At 73.3% G+C, this 23,974-nt stretch carries 19 protein-coding genes; 8 read left to right on the top strand and 11 right to left on the bottom strand.

Going from position 1 to position 23,974, the window contains the following annotated elements; translation table 11 throughout:
• The first annotated feature begins 71 nt into the window (after positions 1 to 71).
• The gene (locus tag K8Z49_RS19625) at positions 72 to 851 is read left to right on the top strand and encodes a DUF2510 domain-containing protein (protein ID WP_412520186.1); all 780 of its coding nucleotides are present in this window, start codon (positions 72 to 74) and stop codon (positions 849 to 851) included.
• Here K8Z49_RS19625 and K8Z49_RS19630 read toward each other — a convergent pair whose 3' ends face one another.
• The 4 genes from K8Z49_RS19630 to eno form a co-directional block, all read right to left on the bottom strand.
• Positions 852 to 1,808 carry a Ppx/GppA phosphatase family protein gene (locus K8Z49_RS19630; RefSeq protein WP_021595000.1) on the bottom strand — a complete coding sequence of 319 codons (957 nt, stop codon included), beginning with the start codon at positions 1,806 to 1,808 and terminating at the stop codon, positions 852 to 854.
• Positions 1,805 to 2,356, bottom strand: coding sequence for a DUF501 domain-containing protein (locus tag K8Z49_RS19635; RefSeq protein ID WP_412520188.1), 552 nt, complete (start codon positions 2,354 to 2,356; stop codon positions 1,805 to 1,807). The genes K8Z49_RS19630 and K8Z49_RS19635 overlap by 4 nt, the downstream gene beginning before the upstream one ends.
• Before the next feature lie 115 nt (positions 2,357 to 2,471).
• A complete protein-coding gene (locus K8Z49_RS19640; protein WP_021595002.1) occupies positions 2,472 to 2,960 on the bottom strand; it encodes an FtsB family cell division protein in 489 nt (162 codons plus the stop codon).
• 95 nt (positions 2,961 to 3,055) lie between these two features.
• Positions 3,056 to 4,339, bottom strand: a complete 1,284-nt coding sequence (gene eno / locus K8Z49_RS19645; protein ID WP_021595003.1) for a phosphopyruvate hydratase — start codon at positions 4,337 to 4,339, stop codon at positions 3,056 to 3,058.
• Positions 4,340 to 4,614: 275 nt separating this feature from the next.
• Here eno and K8Z49_RS19650 point away from each other — a divergent pair, with 275 nt between their 5' ends.
• Positions 4,615 to 5,964 carry a sensor histidine kinase gene (locus K8Z49_RS19650; RefSeq protein WP_021595004.1) on the top strand — a complete coding sequence of 450 codons (1,350 nt, stop codon included), beginning with the start codon at positions 4,615 to 4,617 and terminating at the stop codon, positions 5,962 to 5,964.
• Between the two features lie 56 nt (positions 5,965 to 6,020).
• On the opposite strand, the gene K8Z49_RS19655 is transcribed toward K8Z49_RS19650, so the two are convergent.
• The 7 genes from K8Z49_RS19655 to mfd form a co-directional block, all read right to left on the bottom strand.
• The gene (locus K8Z49_RS19655) at positions 6,021 to 6,377 is read right to left on the bottom strand and encodes a tetratricopeptide repeat protein (RefSeq protein ID WP_083597556.1); all 357 of its coding nucleotides are present in this window, start codon (positions 6,375 to 6,377) and stop codon (positions 6,021 to 6,023) included.
• 84 nt (positions 6,378 to 6,461) lie between these two features.
• A complete protein-coding gene (locus tag K8Z49_RS19660; protein WP_143118373.1) occupies positions 6,462 to 6,680 on the bottom strand; it encodes a hypothetical protein in 219 nt (72 codons plus the stop codon).
• 45 nt (positions 6,681 to 6,725) lie between these two features.
• The gene (locus K8Z49_RS19665) at positions 6,726 to 7,679 is read right to left on the bottom strand and encodes an NADP-dependent oxidoreductase (protein WP_021595007.1); all 954 of its coding nucleotides are present in this window, start codon (positions 7,677 to 7,679) and stop codon (positions 6,726 to 6,728) included.
• A gap of 107 nt (positions 7,680 to 7,786) precedes the next feature.
• On the bottom strand, positions 7,787 to 10,273 hold the full coding sequence (locus K8Z49_RS19670) for a penicillin-binding protein (RefSeq protein ID WP_177287675.1): 2,487 nt from the start codon (positions 10,271 to 10,273) through the stop codon (positions 7,787 to 7,789).
• A 70-nt stretch (positions 10,274 to 10,343) separates the two neighbouring features.
• Complete coding sequence (locus K8Z49_RS19675; RefSeq protein ID WP_075020851.1) at positions 10,344 to 11,330, bottom strand: MazG family protein; 987 nt, start codon at positions 11,328 to 11,330, stop codon at positions 10,344 to 10,346.
• 5 nt (positions 11,331 to 11,335) lie between these two features.
• On the bottom strand, positions 11,336 to 11,992 hold the full coding sequence (locus K8Z49_RS19680; RefSeq protein WP_143118372.1) for a hypothetical protein: 657 nt from the start codon (positions 11,990 to 11,992) through the stop codon (positions 11,336 to 11,338).
• Positions 11,993 to 12,126: 134 nt separating this feature from the next.
• Positions 12,127 to 15,678, bottom strand: a complete 3,552-nt coding sequence (gene mfd, locus K8Z49_RS19685) for a transcription-repair coupling factor (RefSeq protein ID WP_075020966.1) — start codon at positions 15,676 to 15,678, stop codon at positions 12,127 to 12,129.
• A 172-nt stretch (positions 15,679 to 15,850) separates the two neighbouring features.
• On the opposite strand from mfd, the gene K8Z49_RS19690 reads away from it, so the two are divergent.
• The 6 genes from K8Z49_RS19690 to K8Z49_RS19715 all read left to right on the top strand — a co-directional run bounded on the left by K8Z49_RS19690 (position 15,851) and on the right by K8Z49_RS19715 (position 23,200).
• Positions 15,851 to 16,714 carry a class I SAM-dependent methyltransferase gene (locus K8Z49_RS19690; protein ID WP_412520194.1) on the top strand — a complete coding sequence of 288 codons (864 nt, stop codon included), beginning with the start codon at positions 15,851 to 15,853 and terminating at the stop codon, positions 16,712 to 16,714.
• Positions 16,715 to 16,822: 108 nt separating this feature from the next.
• Positions 16,823 to 18,343 carry an adenylyl-sulfate kinase gene (cysC, locus tag K8Z49_RS19695; protein ID WP_111830156.1) on the top strand — a complete coding sequence of 507 codons (1,521 nt, stop codon included), beginning with the start codon at positions 16,823 to 16,825 and terminating at the stop codon, positions 18,341 to 18,343.
• A gap of 103 nt (positions 18,344 to 18,446) precedes the next feature.
• Positions 18,447 to 19,427, top strand: coding sequence for a sulfite exporter TauE/SafE family protein (locus K8Z49_RS19700; protein ID WP_412520196.1), 981 nt, complete (start codon positions 18,447 to 18,449; stop codon positions 19,425 to 19,427).
• Entirely contained in the window at positions 19,405 to 20,196 is a 792-nt protein-coding gene (locus tag K8Z49_RS19705; RefSeq protein WP_111830157.1) for a WecB/TagA/CpsF family glycosyltransferase, read from the top strand. The genes K8Z49_RS19700 and K8Z49_RS19705 overlap by 23 nt, the downstream gene beginning before the upstream one ends.
• Positions 20,197 to 20,301: 105 nt before the next feature.
• Positions 20,302 to 21,573 (top strand): delta-60 repeat domain-containing protein, encoded by a 1,272-nt coding sequence (locus tag K8Z49_RS19710; protein ID WP_111830158.1) that lies wholly within the window; start codon positions 20,302 to 20,304, stop codon positions 21,571 to 21,573.
• 52 nt (positions 21,574 to 21,625) lie between these two features.
• Positions 21,626 to 23,200: a DUF7594 domain-containing protein gene (locus K8Z49_RS19715; RefSeq protein ID WP_412520199.1), complete on the top strand. Its 1,575-nt coding sequence runs from the start codon at positions 21,626 to 21,628 to the stop codon at positions 23,198 to 23,200.
• Positions 23,201 to 23,974 lie beyond the last annotated feature (774 nt).

Raw genomic sequence — 23,974 nt, forward strand, 5'->3', positions numbered from 1 at the left:
CGGTACGATGCGTTCGCCGGTCGGGGAGGCGGGGTGTCCGGCACGCCGTCGTGCGAAGCGGGAGGCAGGCAGTGTCGCAACCGGGCTGGTACCCAGACCCCTACGGCACGGGGAGCCTGCGCTGGTGGGACGGGGAGAACTGGACCGAGCGGCTGAACCCCGAGCCGGACCGGCCGCCGCGGATCCCGCTCCGGGAGCCCCGGCGGCGCGAGGAGCCCGCCGCCGGGCGCCACTACGCCGCCCCTCACTCGCCGACCTGGGACAACACCGCCCCCGCCGTCCCCGCGCTGGACGTGAACGTGCACGGCCTGCACCTGCACGCCGACGACCAGGGCGTGTCCTACGGGACCGCGGCGCTTCCGTGGGCGCGGGTCGAGTGGGTGGCGTACTGGGCGGCGGAGCGCCCGGCCGGATACGGCCACGCCGCCGGCACCCAGTGGATCTTCCAGGTCGGCCGGTTCCCCTTCAACGGCGGCCCCCGGGTGGAGGTCGTGATCGAGCAGGACGGCCCGCCGGGCCGCGCGGCCGGCTCCGACGGCGAGCCGGAGCAGGTCTGGGGGCGGCTGATCCAGCTGTGCCAGGAGTACGCCGAGCAGCGGCTCGCCACCGAGCTGGCCGGACGGGTCCGGGCGGGCGAGTCGGTCGACGTGGCGCAGGGCCTGACCGTCCACCCGGGCGGGGTGCGCGGCAACCGGGTCTCGCTGAGCTGGTCGTCCATCTCCGGCGCGACGGTCGACCGGGGCCGGGTCTGGATCCAGCAGGCCGGCGGCACCACGCCGGTCCTCTACGTCCCGCAGCAGAACCCGAACGCGGTGCTGATCCCCGCCCTGCTGGCCCGGCTCAAGTACTGATCAGACCAGCGACCAGGCGATGCCGTCCAGGATGTCGTGCTCGCTGACGACGACGGCGCCGAACCCGTACTCCCGCATGATCCGGTCCAGGATCAGCGCGCCCGCGCCGATCACGTCGACCCGGCCGGGATGCATGACGCCGAACTCGGCGCGCTCGGCCCGGGTGGCGTGCAGCAGCCGCCGCGTCACCTCGTGCACCTGGCCCGCGGTGATGCGCGACAGGTGGATGCGGGACGCGTCGTACTCCGGCAGGCCGAGCGCGATGCCGGCCACCGTGGTGACGGACCCGGCGAGGCCGACGAGCGTGCGCGCCTCGTCCACCGGGACCGTCTCCCGGACGGCGGCGAGGGCCGCGTCGATGTCGGCCGCGGCGCCGGAGATCTGCTGCGGCGAGGGCGGGTCGTCCTTGAGGTGCCGCTCGGTCATCCGCACGCAGCCGATGTCGATCGAGCGGGCCGCGTCCGCCGAGGAGCTGCCGAGCACGAACTCGGTGGACCCGCCGCCGATGTCCACCACCAGGTAGGGGCGGGCCGGGCGGAGCGCGGCCAGCTCCCGGGTGGCGCCGGTGAACGACAGGCCGGCCTCCTCGTCCCCGCTGATCACCTCGGGGACGACGCCGAAGATGTCCACGACGCCGCGGACGAAGTCGGCCCGGTTCGCGGCGTCGCGGGTCGCGCTGGTCGCCACCACCCGGGTCTTGATCGGCCCGTGCCCGGCGCCGGCGCCGTGCCGGTCGATCAGCCCGGCGTACCCGCGCATCGCGGTGAAGGTGCGCTCCAGCGCGGCGGGCGACAGCCGCCCGGTCTCGTCGACGCCCTCTCCCAGCCGGACGATCTCCATCCGCCGCTCGACGTCGGTGAGGGTGCCGCCGGCCCCGCCGTCGCCGCCCGGGACGATGTCGGCGATCAGCAGGCGGACCGAGTTCGTCCCACAGTCGATGGCCGCGACGCGCGTCACCGCGACTCCCCCTCGTCCGTGCCCCGCTCGTCCGTGCCCCGCTCGTCCGTGCCGGGGCGGACGCAGGGCCCGGTGCGCCACCATTCCGGGAGCGCCTCCAGCGCCTCGCGGCCGAACGGGTTCACGCCGGGGACGGCCAGCTCGTGGGCGATGAGGGCGTGCAGGCACTTGACGCGCTCGGGCATGCCGCCGGCGCTCTGCGTGCCCGCGGGCAGCGGCTCGATCCCGTCCTCGCGGGCGGCCCGGTCGCGGCGCCGCAGGTAGTCCTCATGGGCCGCGGCGTACTCGGCGGCCAGCGACGGGTCGGCGGCGAGCCTGGCCTGCATGTCGCGCATGACACCGCTGCCCTCCAGCGTCCCGATGGCCGAGGCGGCCTTCGGGCAGGTCAGGTAGAACAGCGTCGGGAAGGGCGTCCCGTCGGGGAGGCGCGGCGCCGTCTCGATGACGGCGGGCCGCCCGCACGGGCAGCGGCTCGCCACCCCGCGCACGCCGCGCGGCTCCCGCCCGAGCTGGGCCGCGACGGCGGCCGTGTCACCTGCTTCGATCATCTGTCCCCACCCGCGGATCGGTCGATCCGTCTCTCCTGCACCATCGCGCCGGCACGGTCGCCCACCCGGCCCTCCCGCCGGACGCGCCCGCCGCCCGGCCGGTGGACCGGACGTGTCAGCGCGGTCTGTCGGCGGCCTCGACCGACCGCCACAGCGTCTCGTACCAGGGCGGCGTGGCCGCCGGCCCGCCCTTGCGGGACCGCTGCCCGCCGTCCCCGCTGCCGTCCAGCACGATGTAGCACTTTACGTCAGGACGGCAGTAATGGAGCCTTCGCGTCGCCTCACGCTCAATGTACGACTTATCACCCAGTTGTTGCTTCCGCTGGGCGAGCTCGTCCACCTGCCGGCGGGCCACGGCCTCCTGGCGGCGGAGGTCCGCGATCTCCTTGCGCTGGGCGATGTACTCCCGGACGGGGTAGGCGAGGCTCAGCGCGATCGCGCACACCACCACCGCCAGGATCGCGGCGCGGCTGGTCAGTGCCGGGTTCCCCCGGCGCGGACCGGACCCGTGCTCGCCGGACCCGTGGTCGTCCGCCTCGTGCCCCGCGGTCTCGCCGTCGTCACGCCCGCCCCGCGGGCCCCCTCGCTCCTCGCCCTGCGCCATCGTGTCCCCTGCCTGTGGCCCGGCCGGTCGGATCGCGACGCCCGGCGGGCGGCCGCCCCGCCCGCCGGGTCATGCGCCGTCAGTTCTGCGCGTCGTCAGCCCTGCGCGTCGAAGCGCGGGAACGCGGCGGCGCCCGCGTAGCGCGCCGCGTCGTCCAGCAGTTCCTCGATGCGCAGCAACTGGTTGTACTTGGCGACCCGGTCGCTGCGGGCCGGAGCGCCGGTCTTGATCTGGCCACAGTTGGTCGCGACGGCCAGGTCGGCGATCGTGGTGTCCTCGGTCTCGCCGGAGCGGTGGCTCATCATGCAGCGGTACCCGCTGGTCTGCGCGAGCGAGACGGCGTCGAGGGTCTCGCTGAGCGTGCCGATCTGGTTGACCTTGACCAGCAGCGCGTTCGCGGCGCCGGACTTGATGCCGCGGCCGAGCCGCTCGGGGTTGGTGACGAACAGGTCGTCGCCGACGAGCTGGACACGGTCGCCGACGGCGGCGGTGAGGCCCTCCCAGCCGGCCCAGTCCTCCTCGTCCAGCGGGTCCTCGATGGAGACCAGCGGGTAGCCGCCGAGCAGCTCGGCGTAGTAGGCGGCCATGTCGTCGGCGGACCGCTTGGTGCCCTCGAACGCGTATTGGCCGTCGGCGTGGAACTCGGTGGCGGCGACGTCCAGGGCGAGCGCGATGTCGCGGCCGGGGGTGAAGCCGGCCTTGCGGATCGCCTCCATGATGAGGTCGAGCGCGTCCCGGTTGCTCGGCAGGTCGGGGGCGAAGCCGCCCTCGTCGCCGAGGCCGGTGTTCAGCCCGCGCGACTTCAGCACCGACTTGAGGGCGTGGTAGGTCTCGGCGCCCCAGCGCAGCGCCTCGGCGAAGGTGGCGGCGCCGATCGGCGCGATCATGAACTCCTGGACGTCGACGTTGGTGTCGGCGTGCGCGCCCCCGTTCAGGATGTTCATCATCGGGACGGGCAGCAGGTGCGCGTTCGGCCCGCCCACGTAGCGGAACAGCGGGAGCCCGGCGGAGTCGGCGGCGGCCTTGGCGACGGCGAGGCTGACGCCGAGGATCGCGTTGGCGCCGAGCGCGGACTTGGCGGGGGTGCCGTCCAGGTCGGCCAGGAGCTGGTCGATCAGCCGCTGGTCGGACGCGGGGTACCCGACGAGCTTCTCGTCGATGGTCTCGTTGACGGCCTTGACCGCGTTCCGCACGCCCTTGCCGCCGTAGCGCTCGCCGCCGTCGCGCAGCTCGACGGCCTCGAACTGCCCGGTGGAGGCCCCGCTCGGCACGGCGGCGCGGGCCTCGGTCCCATCGGCGAGCAGGACCTCGACCTCGACGGTCGGATTGCCGCGGGAGTCAAGGATCTCCCGGGCGAGTACGGCCTCGATCGACGACACGGGGAACCCCCTGATGGTGCGGATGGTCTGGTGCGGTCACCGAGCCTATCCGCGCGGCGCCCGCCCCGCCCAACCGCCTCGCCGTTCCCCTCGCGACCGGCCGACAAATCGGACGTCCACCACGGAACCGACCATCCTTTGCCCACTCCGAGGGTGAAGTTTGCCCTGTTCAGGCAAGAAGTCACAAGTACTGGCAGAAACGTCCCCGGGAGGTCGTCATAGCATTCCGGCTCCGCCGGCCCTCCGGGGGTCCGAGCCATTGGCTCTGGCGGGCCGTGCTGCGTCACCCGGAGATCCGGATCCGGGTGACCGTGACGGCCGCGCTGGTGGCGCTGGTGCTGTCGACGGCGCTGTGGGTCGTCCTGCTGACCCTGGTCCGTGGAGACGCGGTCATCGACGCCACCCGGGACGCGTCCCGGGAGGCACGGCGGACCAGGACCTCGATCGTCAACGGTACCCTGACCGACCCGCTCCAGGGGCCCGCGGGCAAGCTCGTTCAGGTCCAGGATGCGGCGGGCCGGGTGATCGCGGCCTCGCCGGCGATGCGGGGCCGTCCCCCGGTGGACGTCGGGCGGCCGCCGCCCGACGACGACCGCCGGGTCGTCCGGAGCTGCGGCATCGACGCGCCCAACGGGTCGTGCTTCGTGGTCGTCGAGCTCAGGGAGGAGGAACCGGAGGCGGGCACGGTGTTCGTGCTGTCGCTGGAGCCGGAGCCGGGGCTCATACCGCGCCCGCTGACTGCCGCGCTCCTGGCGCTCGGCATCCCGTTCATCACCGGCTTCGTCGGCTACGGCACCTGGCTGTCGGTGAGCCGGGCGCTGCGCCCGGTCGACGACATCCGCCGGAAACTGGACGAGATCACCGCCACCGACCTGGAGCGCCGCGTCCCGGTCCCGCCCCGCCGCGACGAGGTGGGGCTGCTCGCCGAGAGCGTGAACGCGACCCTCGACCGGCTGGAGGGGGCGGTCGCGCGGCAGCGCGGGTTCGTCTCGGACGTGTCGCACGAGCTGCGCAGCCCGCTCACCGCGCTGCGGATGGAACTGGAGCTGGCGCTCGCGGCGCCCGAGGACACCGACGTCTCGAAGACGCTGCGCACCATCCTGGTCAACACCGAGCGGCTGTCGGCGGTGGTGGACGACCTGCTGGCGCTCGCCAGCCTGGACGCCGACCGCGGCTTCTCCCGGGAGCAGGTGGACCTGACCGAGATCACCGATCAGGAGGTGCTGCGGCGGCCCCGCCGCACCCAGATCACCGTGCTGTCGGAGGGGCCGGTGACGGTGCACGGCGGGCGCAGCGAGCTGGCGCGGCTGGTGACCAACCTGCTCGACAACGCCGACCGGCACGCGGCGTCGGAGGTGACGGTGATCCTGCGCACGGAGTTGCCCGACACCGCCGTCGTCGAGGTGATCGACGACGGCACGGGCATCGCGCCGGAGGACCGCGAGCGCGTGTTCGAGCGGTTCGCGCGCCTGGCCGAGGGCCGGCACCGGGACGCCGGCGGCACCGGCCTCGGCCTGGCGATCTCCCGCGACATCGCGGAGGCGCACCGCGGGTCGCTGATCCTCACCGACCGGATCGACAGCGTCCCCGGCGCCCGCTTCGTGCTGCGCCTGCCCCGCAACTGAACCGGGCGACCGAGACGGGCGACCGAGACGGCCGGGACCGCGCCGCCGCGGGACCGTCAGTACAGGTCGGCCGCCGTCACCGACACCTCGGCCTCCTCCGCGGGCAGGACGCCCATGGCGCGGGCGAGCTTGCGGAAGGGGGCGGCCTCGTCCGGGCGGCTCTGGCGCTCCAGGGTGCGGGCGAGCGCCTCGTGCGCCCAGCCGTTGCAGGGGTCCAGCTCGACGAGGCGGCGCAGCGTCTCCTCGGCGGGACGGAGCTGGGCGCTGTGGAAGTAGGCGCGGCCGAGCAGCTCGACCGCCGCGCGGTTGCCCGGGTGCTCCGCGACGATCGGCGCCAGCAGGCGCGCCGCGCCGGCGTAGTCCCTGGCCTCGAAGAACAGCGTCGCGCGCTCGAACTCCTCGAACGTCGTCACGGCGCCTCCCTCCTTAGTTGCTTGACACAACCCTGCAACCGAAGGAGGCCGGCGCTTGTTCCCCGCCGGGGCCGGACGGCCACATCAGATGTCGCCGAGCGAGGCGCGCAGGCGCTCGCGTTCGGCCTCCAGCAGCTCGATCTGGCCCTGCAGCTCTTCGCGCTGCGCGAGGTACTGGCCGGAGTCCACGAAGTCGGCGGGCTCGCCGGGCGGCGGGGGAAGGTCGGCGCGCAGCCGGGCGAGCGACTCCTCGAGGTCGCGGAGACGGGCACGCCGGTCGTCGTCGGGCTGGCTCTGGTTCATGTGCTCCTCCATGCCCGCACGGGCGCCGTCCTCACCTCGGTCGGCTCAGACGCGCAGGACGGTCTTGCCCCGCGCGCCGCCCGCCCGGTTGTCCGCCAGCGCGTCGGCCGCCTTCTCCAGCGGCAGCTCCCGCTCGACCCGGACGCGCAGCTCGCCCGCGTCGATGAGGGCGGAGAGCCGGTCCAGCAGCTCGGCCGACGGCTCGTACTCGAAGTTCACCCCGCGCAGCCCCTGCGACTCCATCGAGTCCGGGTGCACCGACCAGGTGGTGGTGATGTAGGTCCCGCCGGGCCGCAGGAGCTGCGCGATGTGCTCGGTCGACCGGGTGTCGCTGACCATGTCGAGGACGACGTCGATCCCGTCGGAGTGGACCTCGAGGACCTGCCGGTTGAGGTCGCCCTGCGCGTGGTCGACGGTCTCGTCCGCGCCGAGCCGCCGCATCGTTCCGGCCATGTCGGCGCGGGCCGTCGCGATGACCCTGGCGCCGGCGCGGGAGGCGAGCTGCACCACGCACTGCCCGACCCCGCCGGTCGCGCCCACGACCAGGACGGTCAGGCCGGCGCCGGCCTCCTCGACCCCGGCCTCCTCGATCATGGCGAGCGCCGTCATGCCCGCGGTCGGCACCGCCGCCGCCTGCGTGTAGATCATCCCCTCCGGGATCCGGGCGACCGGCCCCTCGTCGCGGGCGAGGGCGTACTCGGCGTAGCTGCCGAGCCCGCGCTCCACCCCGAGGAAGGACCCGTAGACCTGCTCGCCGTGCCGCAGCCGGGTCACGCCCTCGCCGACCGCGTCGACGACGCCCGCGCCGTCCTGCCCGAGGATCAGCGGGAACGGCGCGTCGACGGAGTCCTTGAGCATGCCCTCGGCGATCTTCCAGTCGAGCGGGTTCAGCCCGGCGGCGATCATCTTCACGACGATCTCCCCCGGCCCCGGTTCCGGGCGCGGCAGGTTCATCGGCGCCGGCGTGGCGCCGTACTCGGACACGGCGATGGCTCGCATGACGGATCGTCCCCCCGAACGGATCGGTGGCGGGTCCGCCACCGCCGATGATCTACCCCGGTGGCCGGACGATCACACGACCGCGCAGGTCAGCGCAGTGGCAAGGGTCACGCGGGCGCCTGCTCGGCCGGGTTCTCCGGCCGGGGCGTGGCGGTGCCGGGCGGGGTCGGCGGCTGCTGCCCGCCGCCACCGCCGCCACCGCCGCCACCGGGCCCGGGACGGCCGCCGGCGTCGCCGCGCCGCGCCCCCTTGCTGACCCGCAGCATGATCGTGTCGCCCGGCTCCGCGGAGCCCGGCCCGGGTGACATCTCGGCGACGGTGCCCCGCCCGTAGCGGCGGGACGCGACCGGCGCGCCCACGCCGGCCCGGAACCCGGCGGCGCGGAGCCTGGCGATCGCGTCGCGCAGCCTCATGCCCCGCACGTCGGGCACCTTCGCCCGGTCCTCGCCGGATCCCCGGCTGAAGTAGCGCGACGGCGGCCGGTGGAACGAGGACGGGGCCGTGCCCGACAGCGCCCCGAGCATGCTCTGCCGCCAGATCGGCGCCGGGATCGTCGCCCCGAACACGGCGCCGTAGCACCGGCCGTCCATGCAGAGGCTCTCCATCGGGTGCTTGTAGCCGCCGCGCGGGTCGCCGACCCACACGGCCGCGGCCAGGTCCGGGGTGTACCCGGCGAACCAGGCGGCGGAGAAGTTGTCGACGGTGCCGGTCTTGCCCGCGGCGTCGCGGCCGAGGCCCATGCCGCGCGCCGTGCCCTTGGTGAGGACGCCGCGCAGCACGTGGTTGACGGCGTCCGCGACGTCCTCGTCCATCGCCTGCTCGCACTTGCGTCCGGGAACCTTCAGCTTCTTGCCGCCCGGGCCGCGGATCTCCTTGATGGCGATCGGCTCGCAGTACTCGCCGCGGGCGCCGAACGCCGCGTAGGCCGCGGCGAGCCGCAGCGGCGACACCGGGTTGAAGCCCAGCGTGAAGGACGGGTACTGCTCCAGCGGCTTGCCGTTCGCCTGCTTCATCCCGAGCCGCTCGGCCATCTTGACCGTGTCGCAGAGGCCGACCTTCTTCTCCAGGGCGAGGAAGAACGTGTTGACCGAGTGGTGCGTGCCGGTGACGATGCTGAACTCTTTACCGCCCTCGCCGTCGGCGGCGTTCCGCAGCGAGGCGCCCGGGTCGCCGACGCGCTCGCCGTCGCAGTTGCGGTAGCCGACGGGGGTGTACCGGCGCGGCGCCATCAGCCGGGTGCCGAACGGCATGCCCTCGTCCAGCGCGGCGGCCAGCGTGAACGCCTTGAACGTGGACCCGGCCTGCATGCCGATGCTGGAGCCGTGGCTGGCGTCCGCGGCGAAGTTGATCCACGTCTTGCCGCGCTCCTTGTCCGGCCCGAGCTCGCGGTCGACGACCATCGCCTTGATCTCGCCCGTGCCGGGCTCCACCATCGCCTCGGCGGCGGCCTTGTGCGCGGAGTTCTTCGGCGGGACGTGCCGGTCCACGGCCTTCTGCGCGGCCTTCTGCGCCCGCCTGTCCAGGGTGGTGCGGATCGTCAGGCCGCCGCGCTTGAGCAGCTTCTCCCGCTCCTTGGCCGTCTCGCCGAACACCGGGTTGGTGAGGATCTCGCGCTGGACGTAGTCGCAGAAGAACGGCGCCTTGCTGGAGACGCAGCCGCTGCGGACGTTGTCCACGTCCAGGTCGATGGGCTTCTTCTTGGTCTCCTCGGCCTTGGCGCGGTCGAGCCAGCCGAGGTCGGCCATCCGGTTCAGCACGGTGTCCCGGCGCTGCCGGGCCGCGCCGGGGTGCCGGGTCGGGTCGTAGGCGTAGGGGTAGCGGATGACGCCGGCGAGCAGCGCGGCCTCGTCCAGGTCCAGCTCGGAGGCGTGCTTGGAGAAGTAGTGCCGGGAGGCCGCCTCGATGCCGTAGGCGCCGTCGCCGTAGTAGGCGATGTTGAGGTAGCGGCGCAGGATCTCGTCCTTGCTGAACCTCTTCTCCAGCGCGACCGCGTACCGCAGCTCGCGGATCTTGCGGGCCGCGGTGATCTCCTTGGCCTCCTCGCGCTCGACGTCGGACTCGGCCTGGGTGAGCAGCAGGTTCTTCACGTACTGCTGGGTGATGCCCGAGCCGCCCTGGGTGACCTGGCCGCTGCTGAGGTTGCTGGCCAGCGCCCGCAGGGTGCCCTGGGCGTCGATCGCGCCGTGCTCGTAGAACCGGCTGTCCTCGATCGCCAGCACCGCCTGCCGGACGACCGGGGCGATCTTTTCGAGCGGGACGTCCACCCGGTTCTGGTAGAAGAACGTGGCGAGGGTGGAGCCGTCCGCGGCGAGGATCTTCGAGCGCTGCGGGACGCCGGACGTGCTGAGGTCGTCCGGCTCGGTACCGAACCAGCCGGCGGCGTCGCGGGCGCCGACGCCCGCGGTGCAGGCGGTCGGCAGCAGCATGAGCGCGACGAGGACGCCGGCCAGGCCGCCGAGGGCGCCGAGGCCGCGCAGCGCGCGGGCCTTCTCGGCGCGGGTCGTGGACCCGGTGAGCAGCCGCCGCCGGGGGCGCGGCGAGGACGGGGCTCCCCCGCCGGGTTCCCCTGCGTCGCCATCGGCCTCGATCGGCACGGGCTTAGCGTAAACGCGCCTCCCCGGCCGGACCACCCCATCACCGATGTTCTGCTCGATATCGCCCGAATCAGCCGTGCTGCTCTCGTCGTTCCCACGCTCGGACACGATCGCGAAATACCCGGGAAACGGCGCGCAACTCCGCCTCCGGGTCGAGTCCGCTCGCGGCGGCCTCGCGGACGAGCGCGAAGAGCCGCTCGCCGAGGGCGCTCCCGTCGCCGGCCGGGCCGCCGGCGAGGTCGTCCGCGAGGTCGGGCGGGACGTCCATCCGCGCCGCGCGGCGCTGGAGCTGCGCGGCCAGCGACAGCGCGGGCTGGCCCAGCGGCACCCCGTCGAGCGCGGACGCCTCGGCGCCGCTCTTCTCCGCCCGCTCGGCCGCCTTGATCTGCTCCCAGTTGGCGTTGACCTCGTCGGCGCCGGAGACGGTCACGTCCCCGAACACGTGCGGATGCCGCCGGACGAGCTTGTCGACGATCGCGCCCGCCACGTCGTCGATGGTGAACGCCGTGTCGTCGTCGCGCTCGGCCGCCACCACCGAGTGGAACGCCACCTGCATCAGCACGTCGCCCAGCTCCTCGCGGAGCGCGCCGAAGTCGCCGGACTCGATGGTGTCGAGGACCTCGTACGCCTCCTCCAGCAGGTACGGGACGAGGGTGACGTGCGTCTGCTTGCGGTCCCACGGGCACTCGCGGCGCAGCGTGTCCATCACCGACACGAGGTCGAGCAGCCGCGCGCCCGGCAGGTCGTAGGAGCCGTGCAGCACCTCCACGTCCAGCGGGTCGGCGACCGCGAGGGTCCCGACCTCGCGCATCAGCGCCTCGTCGCCCTCGGGCGCGGCCACCCACAGGACGTGCCCGCGCCGGGCGTCGGCGACCAGCCGCGCCGGGTCGGGCTCCGCCACCACCTCCGGCGCGATCCCGGCGTCGCGGAGCGAGGGCAGCAGCGGATGCCCGGCACGGAGCCGGACGGCGTCCGCGGAGCGGAGCGCGTCCCACGCCCGCCAGGTCAGCAGGCCGGGCGCGACCCGGTGCGTGGTCGCGAGCAGAGTCAGGCCCATGCGCCTCAGATACCCGAATCGGGGCTGGACAGCCGGTAGACGACCGGGGCGACCTCGAACTTCGCCGGGTCGTAGCTGCCGTAGCGCGGGTTGACCTCGATGTCCATGGCGCGGGCGGTGCGCTGGAACAGCTCGTTCCACTGCCGGCCCGCCTGCTGCGTCGCCGGGCTGAGCCGGTTGTCCATGTCGGCGCCGAACCGCTGCATGACGGCCAGCTGCGTCGCGACGAGCCGCGCCAGGTCGCGGGTGTGCGCGCGGGGCAGCCCGCTCGCCAGCGTGATCGCCCCGGCCCCGCCCTGGCGGTCCAGGGCCTGGACGGCGCCGTCGACCTGGCCCCCGGTGACCTCGACCCCGGCCTGCTCCGCGACCTCGCGCGCGACCCGGAAGTTGATCAGCAGGGTGAGCGCGCCCTGCAGGTCGGACTCGGAGTCGCCGGCGAGCTGCGGCGCCGGGTTGGCGGGGTTCGCGCGCAGCTCGTTGGCCGCCGGGTCCGCCCGGAACTGCGTCCGCCAGTCGCGGACGGTCTGGCTGAGGGTGGTCACGGTGATGCGGTCGTCACCGACGAGTGCGGCGGTGCCGACCTTCGGGGAGCCGCCGCAGCCGGCGAGCGCGGCGGCCGCCACCACGGCCGCCACCGCCGCCTTCACGGACTTACCAGGCACGGATTCCTCGTCTCGTCGTCGAGCTGTCTGGGATCGCGCCAGACTACTGATTCGGTGATCGGAGCGGAGCGCCGGCGGAGCGGAGGGCACCGAATCAGTGCCTACCGGGGTCCGGGGGTCGTCCCTCAGAGAGATTAGCGCTGCGCGGGGGCGGGCAGGAAAAGGGCCTCGACCAGGTCGGTCGCCCATTTCAGCAGTTCCTGGTCGCGCAGGGACCGGCCGCCGAGCGGCGCGGTCTTCGGCACCGGGACGAGCAGCGTGTCGGTCGCCGGCTTCAGGATGCTCTTCGGGTAGAGCCGCTGCAGCCTGACCTGCTTGGAGTCCGGCAGGCTCACCGGGGTGAACTTGACGAAGTTGCCCTGCAGGGTGACGTCGGTGAGCCCCGCCCCGCGGGCCTTGGCGCGGAACCGCGCGACCTCCAGGAGGTTCAGCACCGGGACGGGCAGCGGCCCGAACCGGTCCTTCAGCTCGTCGTGCACGGCGCCGATCTCGTCGTCGGAGGTGATGGCGGCGATGCGTCGGTAGGCGTCCAGGCGGAGCCGCTCCCCCGGCACGTACTCGTGCGGCAGGTGCGCGTCGACGGGCAGTTCGACCTTCGTCTCGGTGACCTCGGGCCGGCCGCCGCCGTCCTTCAGCTCCCGGACGGCCTCCCCGACCATCCGGACGTACAGGTCGAACCCGACGCCCGCGACGTGCCCGGACTGCTCGGCGCCGAGGATGTTGCCGGCGCCGCGGATCTCCAGATCCTTCATGGCGACGTACATGCCGGCGCCGACCTCGGTGTGCTGCGCCAGCGTCGCGAGCCGCTCGTGCGCGGTCTCGGTCAGCGGCTGCTCCGGCTGGTAGAGGAAGTACGCGTAGGCCCGCTCCCGGCCGCGTCCGACCCGCCCGCGGAGCTGGTGGAGCTGGGAGAGCCCGTACATGTCGGCGCGGTCGACGATGAGGGTGTTGGCGTTCGGCACGTCCAGGCCGGACTCCACGATCGTCGTCGCGACGAGCACGTCGTAGTTCTTCTCCCAGAAGTCGACCATCACCTTCTCGAGCTCGTGCTCGTTCATCTGGCCGTGCGCGATGCCGATCCGCGCCTCCGGCACGAGCCGCGCGAGGTTCGCCGCCACCTTGTTGATCGACCGGACCCGGTTGTGCACGAAGAACACCTGGCCTTCGCGCAGTAGCTCGCGCCGGATCGCGGCGGCGATCTGCTTCTCCTCGTACGGGCCGACGAACGTCAGGACCGGGTGGCGCTCCTCCGGCGGGGTCAGGATCGTCGACATCTCCCGGATGCCGGTCAGGCCCATCTCCAGCGTGCGCGGGATCGGGGTCGCGGACATGGCGAGCACGTCCACCTGCGTGCGGAGCCGCTTCAGCTCCTCCTTGTGCTCGACGCCGAACCGCTGCTCCTCGTCGATGACCACCAGCCCGAGGTTCTTGAACCGCGTCTGGGACGACAGGATCCGGTGGGTGCCGACGACGATGTCCACGGTGCCCTCGGACAGCCCGCGCAGCGTCTCCTCGATCTCCTTGTCGGACTGGAACCGGCTGATCGGCTTCACCACGACCGGGAACGCCGCGAACCGCTCGGTGAACGTCGACATGTGCTGCTGGACGAGCAGCGTCGTCGGCACGAGCACCGCGACCTGCCGCCCGTCCTGGACGGCCTTGAACGCGGCCCGCACCGCGATCTCGGTCTTGCCGTAGCCGACGTCGCCGCAGATCAGCCGGTCCATCGGGACGGGCCTCTCCATGTCGCCCTTCACCTCGTCGATCGCGGCGAGCTGGTCGGGCGTCTCGTTGTAGGGGAACGCGTCCTCCAGCTCCCGCTGCCACGGGGTGTCGGACGCGAACGGGTGCCCGGGGCTCGCCATCCGCGCCGAGTACAGCCGGATCAGCTCGCCGGCGATCTGCTTGACGGCCTTGCGGGCGCGGGACTTGGCCTTCTGCCAGTCGGCGCCGCCGAGACGGTGCAGGCTCGGCGCCTCGCCGCCGACGTACCGGGTGAGCTCCTCCAGCTGGTCGGTCGGGACGAACAGCCGGTCGCTCTTTGCGTATTCCAGGATGAGGTACTCGCGGGTGGCGCCCTGCACCGTCCGGCTGACCATCTCCACGTACCGCCCGACGCCGTGCTGCTCGTGGACGACGTAGTCGCCGGGCCGGAGCTGCAGCGGGTCGATCCCGCCGCGCCGCCGCGACGGCATGCGGCGGGCGTCCCTCGTGGACGACTTCTGCCCCGACAGGTCGGTCTCGGTCAGCACCGCCAGCCCGACGCGCTCCCAGACGAACCCGTTGTCCAGCAGCCCGGTCGTGACGCTGACCAGCGACGGCTCGGGCGGCCCGTCGAGGTCGGCGAGGCGCGCGCCGATGCCCTCCTCCCCGACGAGCTGGACGAGGCGCTCCGCGGGCCCGTGCCCGGCGGTGACCATCACGACGCGCCGGCCACCGTCGATCCAGGCCTTCAGGTCGCCGACGACGCGGGACGTGTCGCCCCGGTACGCCTCCGCCGGCTGCACGCCCAGGTTCAGCGCCTCCGCCCCGTCGTCCACGGGGTTGAGCGCTGTCACGCTCCATCGGGGCAGCCCCAGCTCATTGGAGTGCCGGCGGACCTCCTCCAGCGAGCGGAAGGCGGCGGCGCCGAGATCGATCGGCGCCTCTCCCCCGGCGGCGGCGTTCACCCAGCTCGCCTCCAGGAACTCCTGGCTCGTCCGGACCAGCTCGACCGACCGGGTCCGGATCCGCTCCGGCTCGCACACCAGCAGCGCCGACCCGTCCGGCAGCAGGTCGGTCAGCAGCTCCATGCTCTCGGCGAGGACGGGCGAGAACGCCTCCATGCCCTCGACGGTGTCGCCGTCGGCGATCCGGCCGAGGATCTCCTCCAGGGCCGGGTGCTCCTCGGCGAGCAGCTTCGCGCGCTCGCGAACCTCCTCGGTCAGCGGCAGCTCGCGGCAGGGCGGCGCCCACAGCCCGCTCTGCGCGACCTCCAGCGACCGCTGGTCGGCGGCCTTGAAGTAGCGGATCTCCTCGACCGTGTCGCCCCAGAACTCCACCCGGAGCGGGTGCTCCTCGGTCGGCGGGAACACGTCCAGGATCCCGCCGCGGACCGCGATCTCGCCGCGCTTCTCCACCAGGTCGACACGGTGGTACCCGGCGTCCACCAGGGCGCGGACGGTGTCGTCCATGTCGGCGTCCTCGCCGGACACGAGCCGCACCGGCTCCAGGTCGGCGAGCCCGGACACGATCGGCTGCAGCACCGCGCGGATCGGCGTGACGACGACGTCCAGCGCGCCGCCCTTGCCGTCCCCGCCCGTGTTCCCGCCGTCCGCGTTCTCGCCGTCCAGATGGGCGGCGTCCGGGTGGACGAGGCGCCGCAGCACCGCGAGGCGCTGCCCGACCGTGTCGGAGCGCGGCGACAGCTTCTCGTGCGGGAGCGTCTCCCAGGCCGGGAAGTGCGCGACGCGGCCGGGGTCGAGCAGGCTCGTCAGGGCGGCCGTCAGGTCCTCGGCCTCGCGGCCGGTCGCGGTCACCGCCAGCACCACGCCGCCGCCCGAGCCGAGGCCGCGACTCAGCGCCGCCGCCAGGATCGGCCACAGCGCGGGCGGCGCCACGACCTCCTGGTCCGCGCGCGCCCGCTTGAGAGCGCGCTCCAGACCGGGGTCGGTGCACGCAAGGTCAACAAGTCCAGAAAGCGTCATCTTCGCCCGCACGATTCGCCCATCACCCCGAGGCAGGGCAGCCCGAAAACCCGGGATCCCAGCGGACCCCGGTACCGCGTACCAGGGTACGCGCCCGGAGCGGCGACACGGCGGTCACCAAGAAAAGGCAAATAGCGGACGGAGCGCAGTCGGACGATTACGCTGCGATACTGTGACCGATCTGCGTACGCCTCCGGTGAACGACGGCGATCTCTTCTCAGAACGCGCCCGCCAGTACGCCCTAGAGAAGCCCCTGCAGCGGATCCACATCCTCGAAGCGGGCTGCGGCTGGGGCACGGGACTCGACCTCGGCGAGCGCGAACGCCTGGTCACGGGCGTCGACATGGACACCCCCGAGCTGCGCGCCTACACCTGCGAGCGGCCCGACCTCGACACCTGGCACCTCGGCGACCTGCGGACCGTCCCGCTCCCGCCGCGCGCCTACGACATCGTGCACGCCTCCTACCTGATCGAGCGCGTCCCGCACGCGGAGCTGGTGCTCGACCGGTTCGTCGCCGCGCTGAAGCCGGGCGGGCTGCTGCTGGTCCACCTGCGCGACCGCAACACGGCGTTCGGCTTCCTGGACCGCACGCTCCCGCGGTGGCTGCACACGTCCGGCCGCCGGCGCCGGCCGCGTCCCGCGCGGGGAAGGGGCCAGGGGAAGGGCCAGCGGGGCGCCCACGCCCGCGTCCCGCAGCCGGACCCGGCGGGCCGGACGGGCGAGCCCGCCGCCGCGGAGGGCACGGCGCCCGCGGCGCGTCCGGTGCCGGTGGTGCGGACGAGCCCGCCGCCCGCGACCTACGACCGGGTCGCGTCCCGGGCCGGCATGCGCTGGTACTGCGTCATGCGCGGGCTGGTGGTCTCCGAGGAGTACACCTCCCGGCAGGCCATCGACGCGCTCGGGGCCGGAACCGGCCTCGCCGAGCTGCTGTGCCGGCTGGTGTCGGCGACCACCCGGGGGCGTCTCACCGCAGACCACAGCGAGGTGACGCTCGTCATCCGCAAACCCGAGAACCGTTTCGCGCGGGTCATCTGACCCGGGCGCGCGTGCGTGCGCCCAGGCCGGGGCAGTATTTTTCCTGCGTCAGCCCCTGCCAGCCACGGACGAGCCCGGCCGCGCCGCCGGGCGGGATCGGAGATCGCGGTGACCGCCGACGCCGGCCTTCCCGACACACTGCGCGACCTGCCCGCCTGGACCCCGGACGCGGTGGAGCTCGCCGACCTGGAGCTGATCCTGGCCGGGGTGTACCGCCCGCTGACCGGGTTCCTCGGCTCGTTCGACACCGCCATGGTCGTCGCCGGGGGGCGGCTCTCCGACGGCACCCCGTGGCCGGTCCCGGTCACGCTGACCGTCCCGAAGGAGCTCACCGAGCACGAGCGGGTCGTCCTGCAGGATCCCGAGGGCGTGCCGCTCGCCGTCCTCCAGGTCACCGAGACGTGGCAGGACCCGACCACCCAGGCGTGGCGGCTCGCGGGGCCGCTTGCGGCCCTCCGCGCCCCCGCACACGGACCGTTCCACTCCCTGCGCCGCCGCCCCGACGAACTCGACACCTTCGAAGGCAACGTGCTCGCGGCGTCTCCCGAGGGGGGACGACCCCCCACACCCCCCGTCAACGTGCTCGCGGTGGCCACCCGAGAGCCTTTGCACCGCAAGCAGCTCGGCCAGCTCCGGCAGGTCGCCGAGCGGCTGAGCGCCAAGGTCCTCGTCATGCCGCTGCTCAGCGGCGTGCACGACGAGTCGCTCGTCCGGGCGCTGCTGGCCGTCCGCAAGGAGCTGCCGGACGGCGCCCAGATCGTCCCCGTGCCGCTGCCGTCGCGCGGCGACCCCGAGCGCGACGTCCTGCTCCGCGCCCACGTCGCCGCCGCGTACGGCGCCACCCACCTGCTCGCCGAGCGGGAGATGGACGGCACCGCGATCCCGCTCCTCGTCCCCGAGCCGTGGGCCTACGACGCCGACGTCGAGGTCTGGCGGCCGGTCGCGCGCATCGAACCCGACCACGTCCAGGCCGAGCTGACCCCGGAGCGGCTGAACGAGCTGCTGGACGCCGGCGAGCCCGTCCCCGACTGGTTCACCCCTCCCGCGGTCGCCGCCGAGCTGGCCCTGGCGCGGCCCCCGAAGCACGCGCGCGGCATCACGGTGTTCTTCACCGGCCTGTCCGGCTCCGGGAAGTCCACGGTGGCGCGCGGCCTGGCCGACGCCCTGATCGAGCGGGGCGGCCGGACGGTCACGCTGCTGGACGGCGACGTCGTCCGGCGCATGCTGTCGGCCGGGCTGACGTTCTCCCGCGCCGACCGCGACCTCAACATCCGGCGGATCGGGTTCGTCGCGGCCGAGATCACCCGGCACGGCGGCACCGCCATCTGCGCGCCGATCGCCCCCTACGCGGCCACCCGCGCCGAGGTGCGGCGGATGGTGTCCGCGGTGGGCGACTTCATCCTCGTGCACGTCGCGACGCCGCTGGAGGAGTGCGAGCGCCGCGACCGCAAGGGCCTGTACGCCAAGGCGCGCGCCGGGCAGATCCCCGAGTTCACCGGCATCTCCGACCCCTACGAGGTGCCGGACGACGCCGACCTGACCCTCGACACCTCGGCGATGACGCCCGGCGAGGCGGTCGCCGAGGTGCTCGGCCTGCTGGTGGACGGCGGCTGGGTGCGTCCCGAATAACCCTTCCGCCTCGTTTGCCCCTCCCTACCCGGGTTATCAGCCCGGGGGGCGCGTCCCTTACCGTGGTACGGGAGTTTTCCTATATGTCAGGTAGGTCATGCCAATGGACTTCGATTGGACGATGGCGCTGGGGTCCTTCCTCGTCGCCATCATCGTCGGGCTGACCGGCATGGGCGGCGGCGCCCTGATGACGCCGATGCTCGTGACGTTCTTCGGGGTCAGCCCGCTCGCCGCCGTGTCCAGCGACCTGGTCGCCGCCGCCGTGATGAAACCCGTCGGCAGCGCCGTCCACTACCGGCAGGGCACCATCGACATGCGGCTGGTCGCCTGGCTGTGCGCGGGCTCGGTGCCCGCCGCGTTCTCCGGCGTGCTGGTCGCGCGGGCCCTCGGCCACGGCGACTCCATCGAGACCGTCATCAGCACCGCGATGGGCGCGGCCCTGATGATCGCCGCGGGAGGCCTCGTCCTGCGCGGCTACCTCTCCCACCGGAACCGCCCTGCCCACCGGAACCGCGCGGGCGAGCCCGACGGGGACGCGGCGCCGCGGGTCGGCGTCCGCCCCGTCCCCACCGTGCTGGTCGGCGCCGTCGGCGGCCTCGTCGTCGGCATCACCTCGGTCGGCTCCGGCTCCCTCATCATCGTCGCGCTGCTCGCCCTCTACCCGACGCTCAAGGCCAACGAGCTCGTCGGCACCGACCTGCTCCAGGCCGTCCCCCTGGTGTTCGCCGCCGCCCTCGGCCACCTGCTGTTCGGCGACTTCCGGATGGAGGTCACCACCGCCCTGCTCGCCGGCTCCGTCCCCGGCGTCTACCTCGGCTCCCGGATCTCCTCCCGCGCGCCGAGCGGCCTCATCCGCCGCGTCCTCGTCCTGGTCCTGCTCGCGTCCTCGCTGAAGATGTTCGGCCTCGGCGCCGTCCCGCTCGCCTGGACCCTGGTCGTCCTCACCGCCGCCACCGCGGCCGCCTCGCTCTACCTCCGCCGAACCGCCCGCAAGCGGGATACGCTGCCCTCTCCGGCCGTATCCCCCGGCGCCGCCGGTGCTCCAGGAGGACAGAGCGAACGTGGACCAACGATGGCCGCATGACACCGTCGACGTCCTCGGCGTGCGCGTCAGCCGCGCCGACGTCGCGCAGTTCCGGTCCTTCGTCGCCGCGGCCGTCAAGGAGCGGACGAAGCTGACCGTCACGTTCGCCAACCCGGACTACGTGCTCAAAGCGCAGAAGGACCCCGGGCTGCGCGACCTGATGAACGGTTTCGACCTCAACCTCCCGGACGGCTGGGGCGTCGTGCTGGCCGCGAAGATCTTCGGCCGTCCCGTCCCCGGCCGGATGGCGAACGACGACCTCACCGACGACCTGTTCGGGCAGCCCGCCGAGCAGGGCTGGCGCGTCTTCCTGTTCGGCAACGCGCCGGGCGTCGCCGAGGCCGCCGCCGAGAACGTCCGCGCCTGGTACCCGGGCCTGAGCATCGCCGGCACCCAGCACGGCCACTGGGCGGACGAGCACGGCCGGCTGCCCGAGCAGACCGCCGAGCGCCTCGTCGCCGAGATCAACGACGCCGCGCCGGACATCCTGCACGTCGGCCTCGGCACCCCGCTGCAGCAGCGGTTCGTCACCGAGTACCGCGACCGGCTCACCGCGCCCGTCATCATCACGTGCGGCGCCTACTTCGAGCACCTCGCCGAACGCCGCGAGTACTACCCGCGATGGGTCCTGAAACTGCGCGTCGGCTTCCTCTACCGGCTGGCCCGCGAACCGCGCCGCCTCTGGCGCCGCTACACCATCGAACTGGGCGCCTACCTGGGGCGGGTCATCCTCCACCGGATCCGGCACGGGAAGGCGTCCGCCGGGTGACCGCCGTCTCATTCGGATTGCGCTTCCCCGGAACTCCCGCCCGGCTTCTGGCCATGTGGTAGGACAATGCCATCACCATCCCCGGCCGCTTTCCGGAGCACCTTCATGCGCCCCTTCACCGCCTGCCTCACGGCCACCTCTCTCGCGGCGCTCGCCGTGTCAGCCGCGACGGGCACCGCCACGGCCGACACCGCCCAGCCGTCGGTCGTCTCGGCCAACCCGGTGAACAACACCCCGCACGTCCTGGACGGCACCGTCCGCGCCATCGCCGTCGTGGGGAACCTGGTCGTCGTCGGCGGCAACTTCGAGGAGGTGCGCGAGGCCGGCAGCGGCAAGAAGACGCTGAAGCGGCACAACCTCTTCGCCTACGACATGCGCAACGGCAAGATCAGCACGGTCTTCACGCCGAAGGTGGACGGCACCGTCCACGCGCTGCAGGCCGGCACGAGCGGCTGGGTCTACCTCGCCGGGACGTTCAAGACCGTCAACGGCACCAAGACCGGCACGGTCGCCTCGCTCAAGACCACCACCAACAAGGTGCACACCGGCTTCAAGCCCGCCGTGAACTACCGCGTCACCACGATGGTGCGGCGCGGCACCCGGCTCTACATAGGCGGCACCTTCACCAAGGCCGGCGGCAAGGCGCGCACCGCCCTCGCCCGGCTCAACGCGCTCACCGGCGCGGCCGACGCCGGGTTCGACTTCAAGGTGAGCACGCCGCGCTCCGGCGACCTCAAGGTGTACCGGCTGGCCGTCGACCCCACCGACAAGCGCATGGTGATCAACGGGACATTCACGCAGGTGGACGGCAAGCGGCGGCCCCAGATCGCGATGATCAACCTGGGCTCGGGCACCGCGAAGCTGTCGACCTGGGCCACCGAGGAGTACGCCGACGCCTGCAACCTCGCCGCGTTCGACACCTACATGCGCGGCATGGACTTCTCCCCCGACGGCAAGTACTTCGTCGTCGTCACCACGGGCGGCGGCTACGGCCGCACCGCGCTGTGCGACTCGGCGGCCCGCTGGGAGGCGTCGAAGACCGGAACCGGACAGAAGCCGACCTGGGTCAACTGGACGGGCGGCGACACGCTGCTGTCCACGTCGGCGACCGGCTCCGCCGTCTACGTCGGCGGGCACCAGCGCTGGCTGGACAACCCCCGTGGTCGCGACAGCGCCGGCCCCGGCGCGGTGTCGCGTCCCGGCATCGGCGCGCTCAACCCGTCCACCGGCAAGGCGCTCGCGTGGAACCCCACCCGGACCCTCGGACACGGCGTCGAGGCCCTCGTCGCCCACCCCAAGGGCCTGCTGGTCGGCAGCGACACCGACCAGCTCGGCAAGGAGTTCCACGGCCGGCTGGGAATGTTCCCGGCCGGCTGAGCCCGGTGTGAGATAAAAGGGCGGGGAGCATCACGTGGAGGGGGGCCGGTCCGTGCGGCATCACGAACGGCACCACCGCCCCGACGCGCGCCGCTCCTCGCCCGTTCCGCCCCGCCGGGCGAGGCGGCGCGGCCCGCGCCCGTCCTTCTACTTCACCGCCGCGGGCACCCTCCTCGTCGTGGGCGGCTCCGCCGCGGCGGTCGCGCTGTCCGGCGCCGCCGTGAGCCGCGACGCCCGGACGGCCGCCGCGGGCGCGAGCACCGTCGTGCCGGCCTCCGCCGACACCTACGTGGTACGCGAGATGCCCGGCAAGGGGTTCGGCGGCGCACGCAAGATCACCGCGTCCGTGTGGCCCGCCTGGCACACCGAGGCCTACGTCGCGTTCGACGTCCCCCGCGGCACGCCCCGGGTCACCCGGGCCCGCGTCGAGCTGACCTTCGACCGCGCGGAGAACCGCCCGCGGCGGGTCGAGCTGCGCACGCTCCCCGGCGCCTGGACCGAGGACGGCACCTCCTGGCGCAACCGCCCGGTCGCCGGCGCCGTGGTCGCCACCGCGGCAACCGGCGGCGACACGGTCTCCTTCGACGTCGGCTCCCTGGTGCGCGGCCCCGGCCGCTACGCGTTCGCCATCACCAACCAGGGCACCCGCTCGGCGGCCTCGGTGCACTCCCGGGAAAGCGGCAACGGCCCCCGCCTCGTCCTGCGCACCCGGCCCGGCGAGGCGGCCCCGTCCCCGACCACGGCACCGTCCGCCTCCTCCACGAGCCTCCCCGAGCCCGCGCCGGAACCCACCTGGGACGCTCCGGGGCCCGCGAAGACCCCGAAGACGTCCCTGGGCGGCGGCAGGACGCTCTGCGGCCTCTCCCTCGAACTCCAGCCGGGTGAGACGTTCCAGAAGGCCCTCACGCGCCTCGACGGCACGTACGGCGGCCTGGAGACCGTCCGGCTCTTCTACCGCGGCGTCCCGCCGGCGTGGCCGGGCAACCCCGACACCGGGAACCGGCCGCCCATCATCTCCTTCAAGCTCCCGCCCAAGGACATCCTCGCCGGCAAGTACGACAAGGCGATGACCCAATGGTTCGCGACCGCCCCCCGCGACCGCGACGTCTACTGGGTCTACTACCACGAGCCCGAGGACAACATCGCCTCCGGCGAGTTCACGGCCGCCGACTACCGCGCCGCCTGGCGCCGCCTCCGCTCCCTCGCCGACAAGGCCGGCAACCCCCGCCTGCACGCCACCCTCGTCCTGATGGGCTGGAGCCTCGACCCGCTCTCCAAGCGCGACTGGCGCGACTACTACCCCGGCCGCGACGTCATCCAGGTCCTCGGCTGGGACGTGTACAACCTCGGCTGGAAGAAGGGGCGCTACGACTCCCCCGCCACCATGTACGACCGGGTCGTCGCCGTCAGCAAGGCCGAGAACCTCCCCTTCGGCATAGCCGAGACCGGCAGCTTCCTGGTCAAGGGCGACAACGGCGACCAGCGCGCCTCCTGGCTCCGCGCCACCAACGCCTACCTCGCCAAACGCCGCGCCCTCTGGGTCGCCTACTTCGACCTCAACTGGGAAACCGGCGACTACCGCCTCAACGACACCCAAAGCCGCAAGGCCTGGCAAGAGCTCTGTTAACCCAGGGGGGCGACCCCCTGGAACCCCCGTTACGAGCCGGTCGATCCTCACGCCACGGTGCGGCTTGTCGTGACCGTGCGGGTTTGCGACGTGTCGCTGCGGTCGCCCGGCTCGACGGGCATGCGCGCTCCGCTCGCTGCACTCACTCCACGCGCCTGCCCGTGACCGTGCTCACCCAGGGGGACGACCCCCTGGAACCCCCGTCACGAGCCGGTCGATCCTCACGCCACGGTGCGGCTTGTCGTGACCGTGCGGGTTTGCGACGTGTCGCTGCGGTCGCCCGGCTCGACGGGCATGCGCGCTGCGCTCGCTGCACTCGCTCCACGCGCCTGCCCGTGACCGTGCTCACCCAGGGGGACGACCCCCTGGAACCCCCGTCACGAGCCGGTCGATCCTCACGCCACGGTGCGGCTTGTCGTGACCGTGCGGGTTTGCGACGTGTCGCTGCGGTCGCCCGGCTCGACGGGCATGCGCGCTGCGCTCGCTGCACTCGCTCCACGCGCCTGCCCGTGACCCCGGCTGAGCTTTAACCCAAGAGCGTTCGAATCGTTCACAGCAAAGAGCGCTCTTGGACGTGGCACGCCCACCAGGTTGGTGGATCGTGCTCGTCCAAGAGCGCTCTTGGGTGGTGCACTTTTGTTGGGCTCTTGGAGTGGTGCTGAGCGTTGGCGCGGGGCTCAGCCCGTGACTTGCGGGTCGGGCGGCCGGAGGGCGCTCTGGCGCCCGGAGGTCGCCCGACCCGACGGGCGGGGAGCCGCTTTCCGAGACGCGCCA

Source organism: Actinomadura madurae (genome assembly GCF_047130825.1).
GTDB lineage: Bacteria > Actinomycetota > Actinomycetes > Streptosporangiales > Streptosporangiaceae > Spirillospora > Spirillospora madurae.

Bases quoted from the DNA above. Each gene is read 5' to 3' on its own strand.
- K8Z49_RS19700 (WP_412520196.1), top strand. From the start codon at position 18,447: ATGGACTTCGATTGGACGATGGCGCTGGGGTCCTTCCTCGTCGCCATC.
- K8Z49_RS19640 (WP_021595002.1), bottom strand. From the start codon at position 2,960: ATGGCGCAGGGCGAGGAGCGAGGGGGCCCGCGGGGCGGGCGTGACGAC.
- K8Z49_RS19675 (WP_075020851.1), bottom strand. From the start codon at position 11,330: ATGGGCCTGACTCTGCTCGCGACCACGCACCGGGTCGCGCCCGGCCTG.
- K8Z49_RS19710 (WP_111830158.1), top strand. From the start codon at position 20,302: ATGCGCCCCTTCACCGCCTGCCTCACGGCCACCTCTCTCGCGGCGCTC.
- mfd (WP_075020966.1), bottom strand. From the start codon at position 15,678: ATGACGCTTTCTGGACTTGTTGACCTTGCGTGCACCGACCCCGGTCTG.
- K8Z49_RS19660 (WP_143118373.1), bottom strand. From the start codon at position 6,680: ATGAACCAGAGCCAGCCCGACGACGACCGGCGTGCCCGTCTCCGCGAC.
- K8Z49_RS19665 (WP_021595007.1), bottom strand. From the start codon at position 7,679: ATGCGAGCCATCGCCGTGTCCGAGTACGGCGCCACGCCGGCGCCGATG.
- K8Z49_RS19635 (WP_412520188.1), bottom strand. From the start codon at position 2,356: ATGATCGAAGCAGGTGACACGGCCGCCGTCGCGGCCCAGCTCGGGCGG.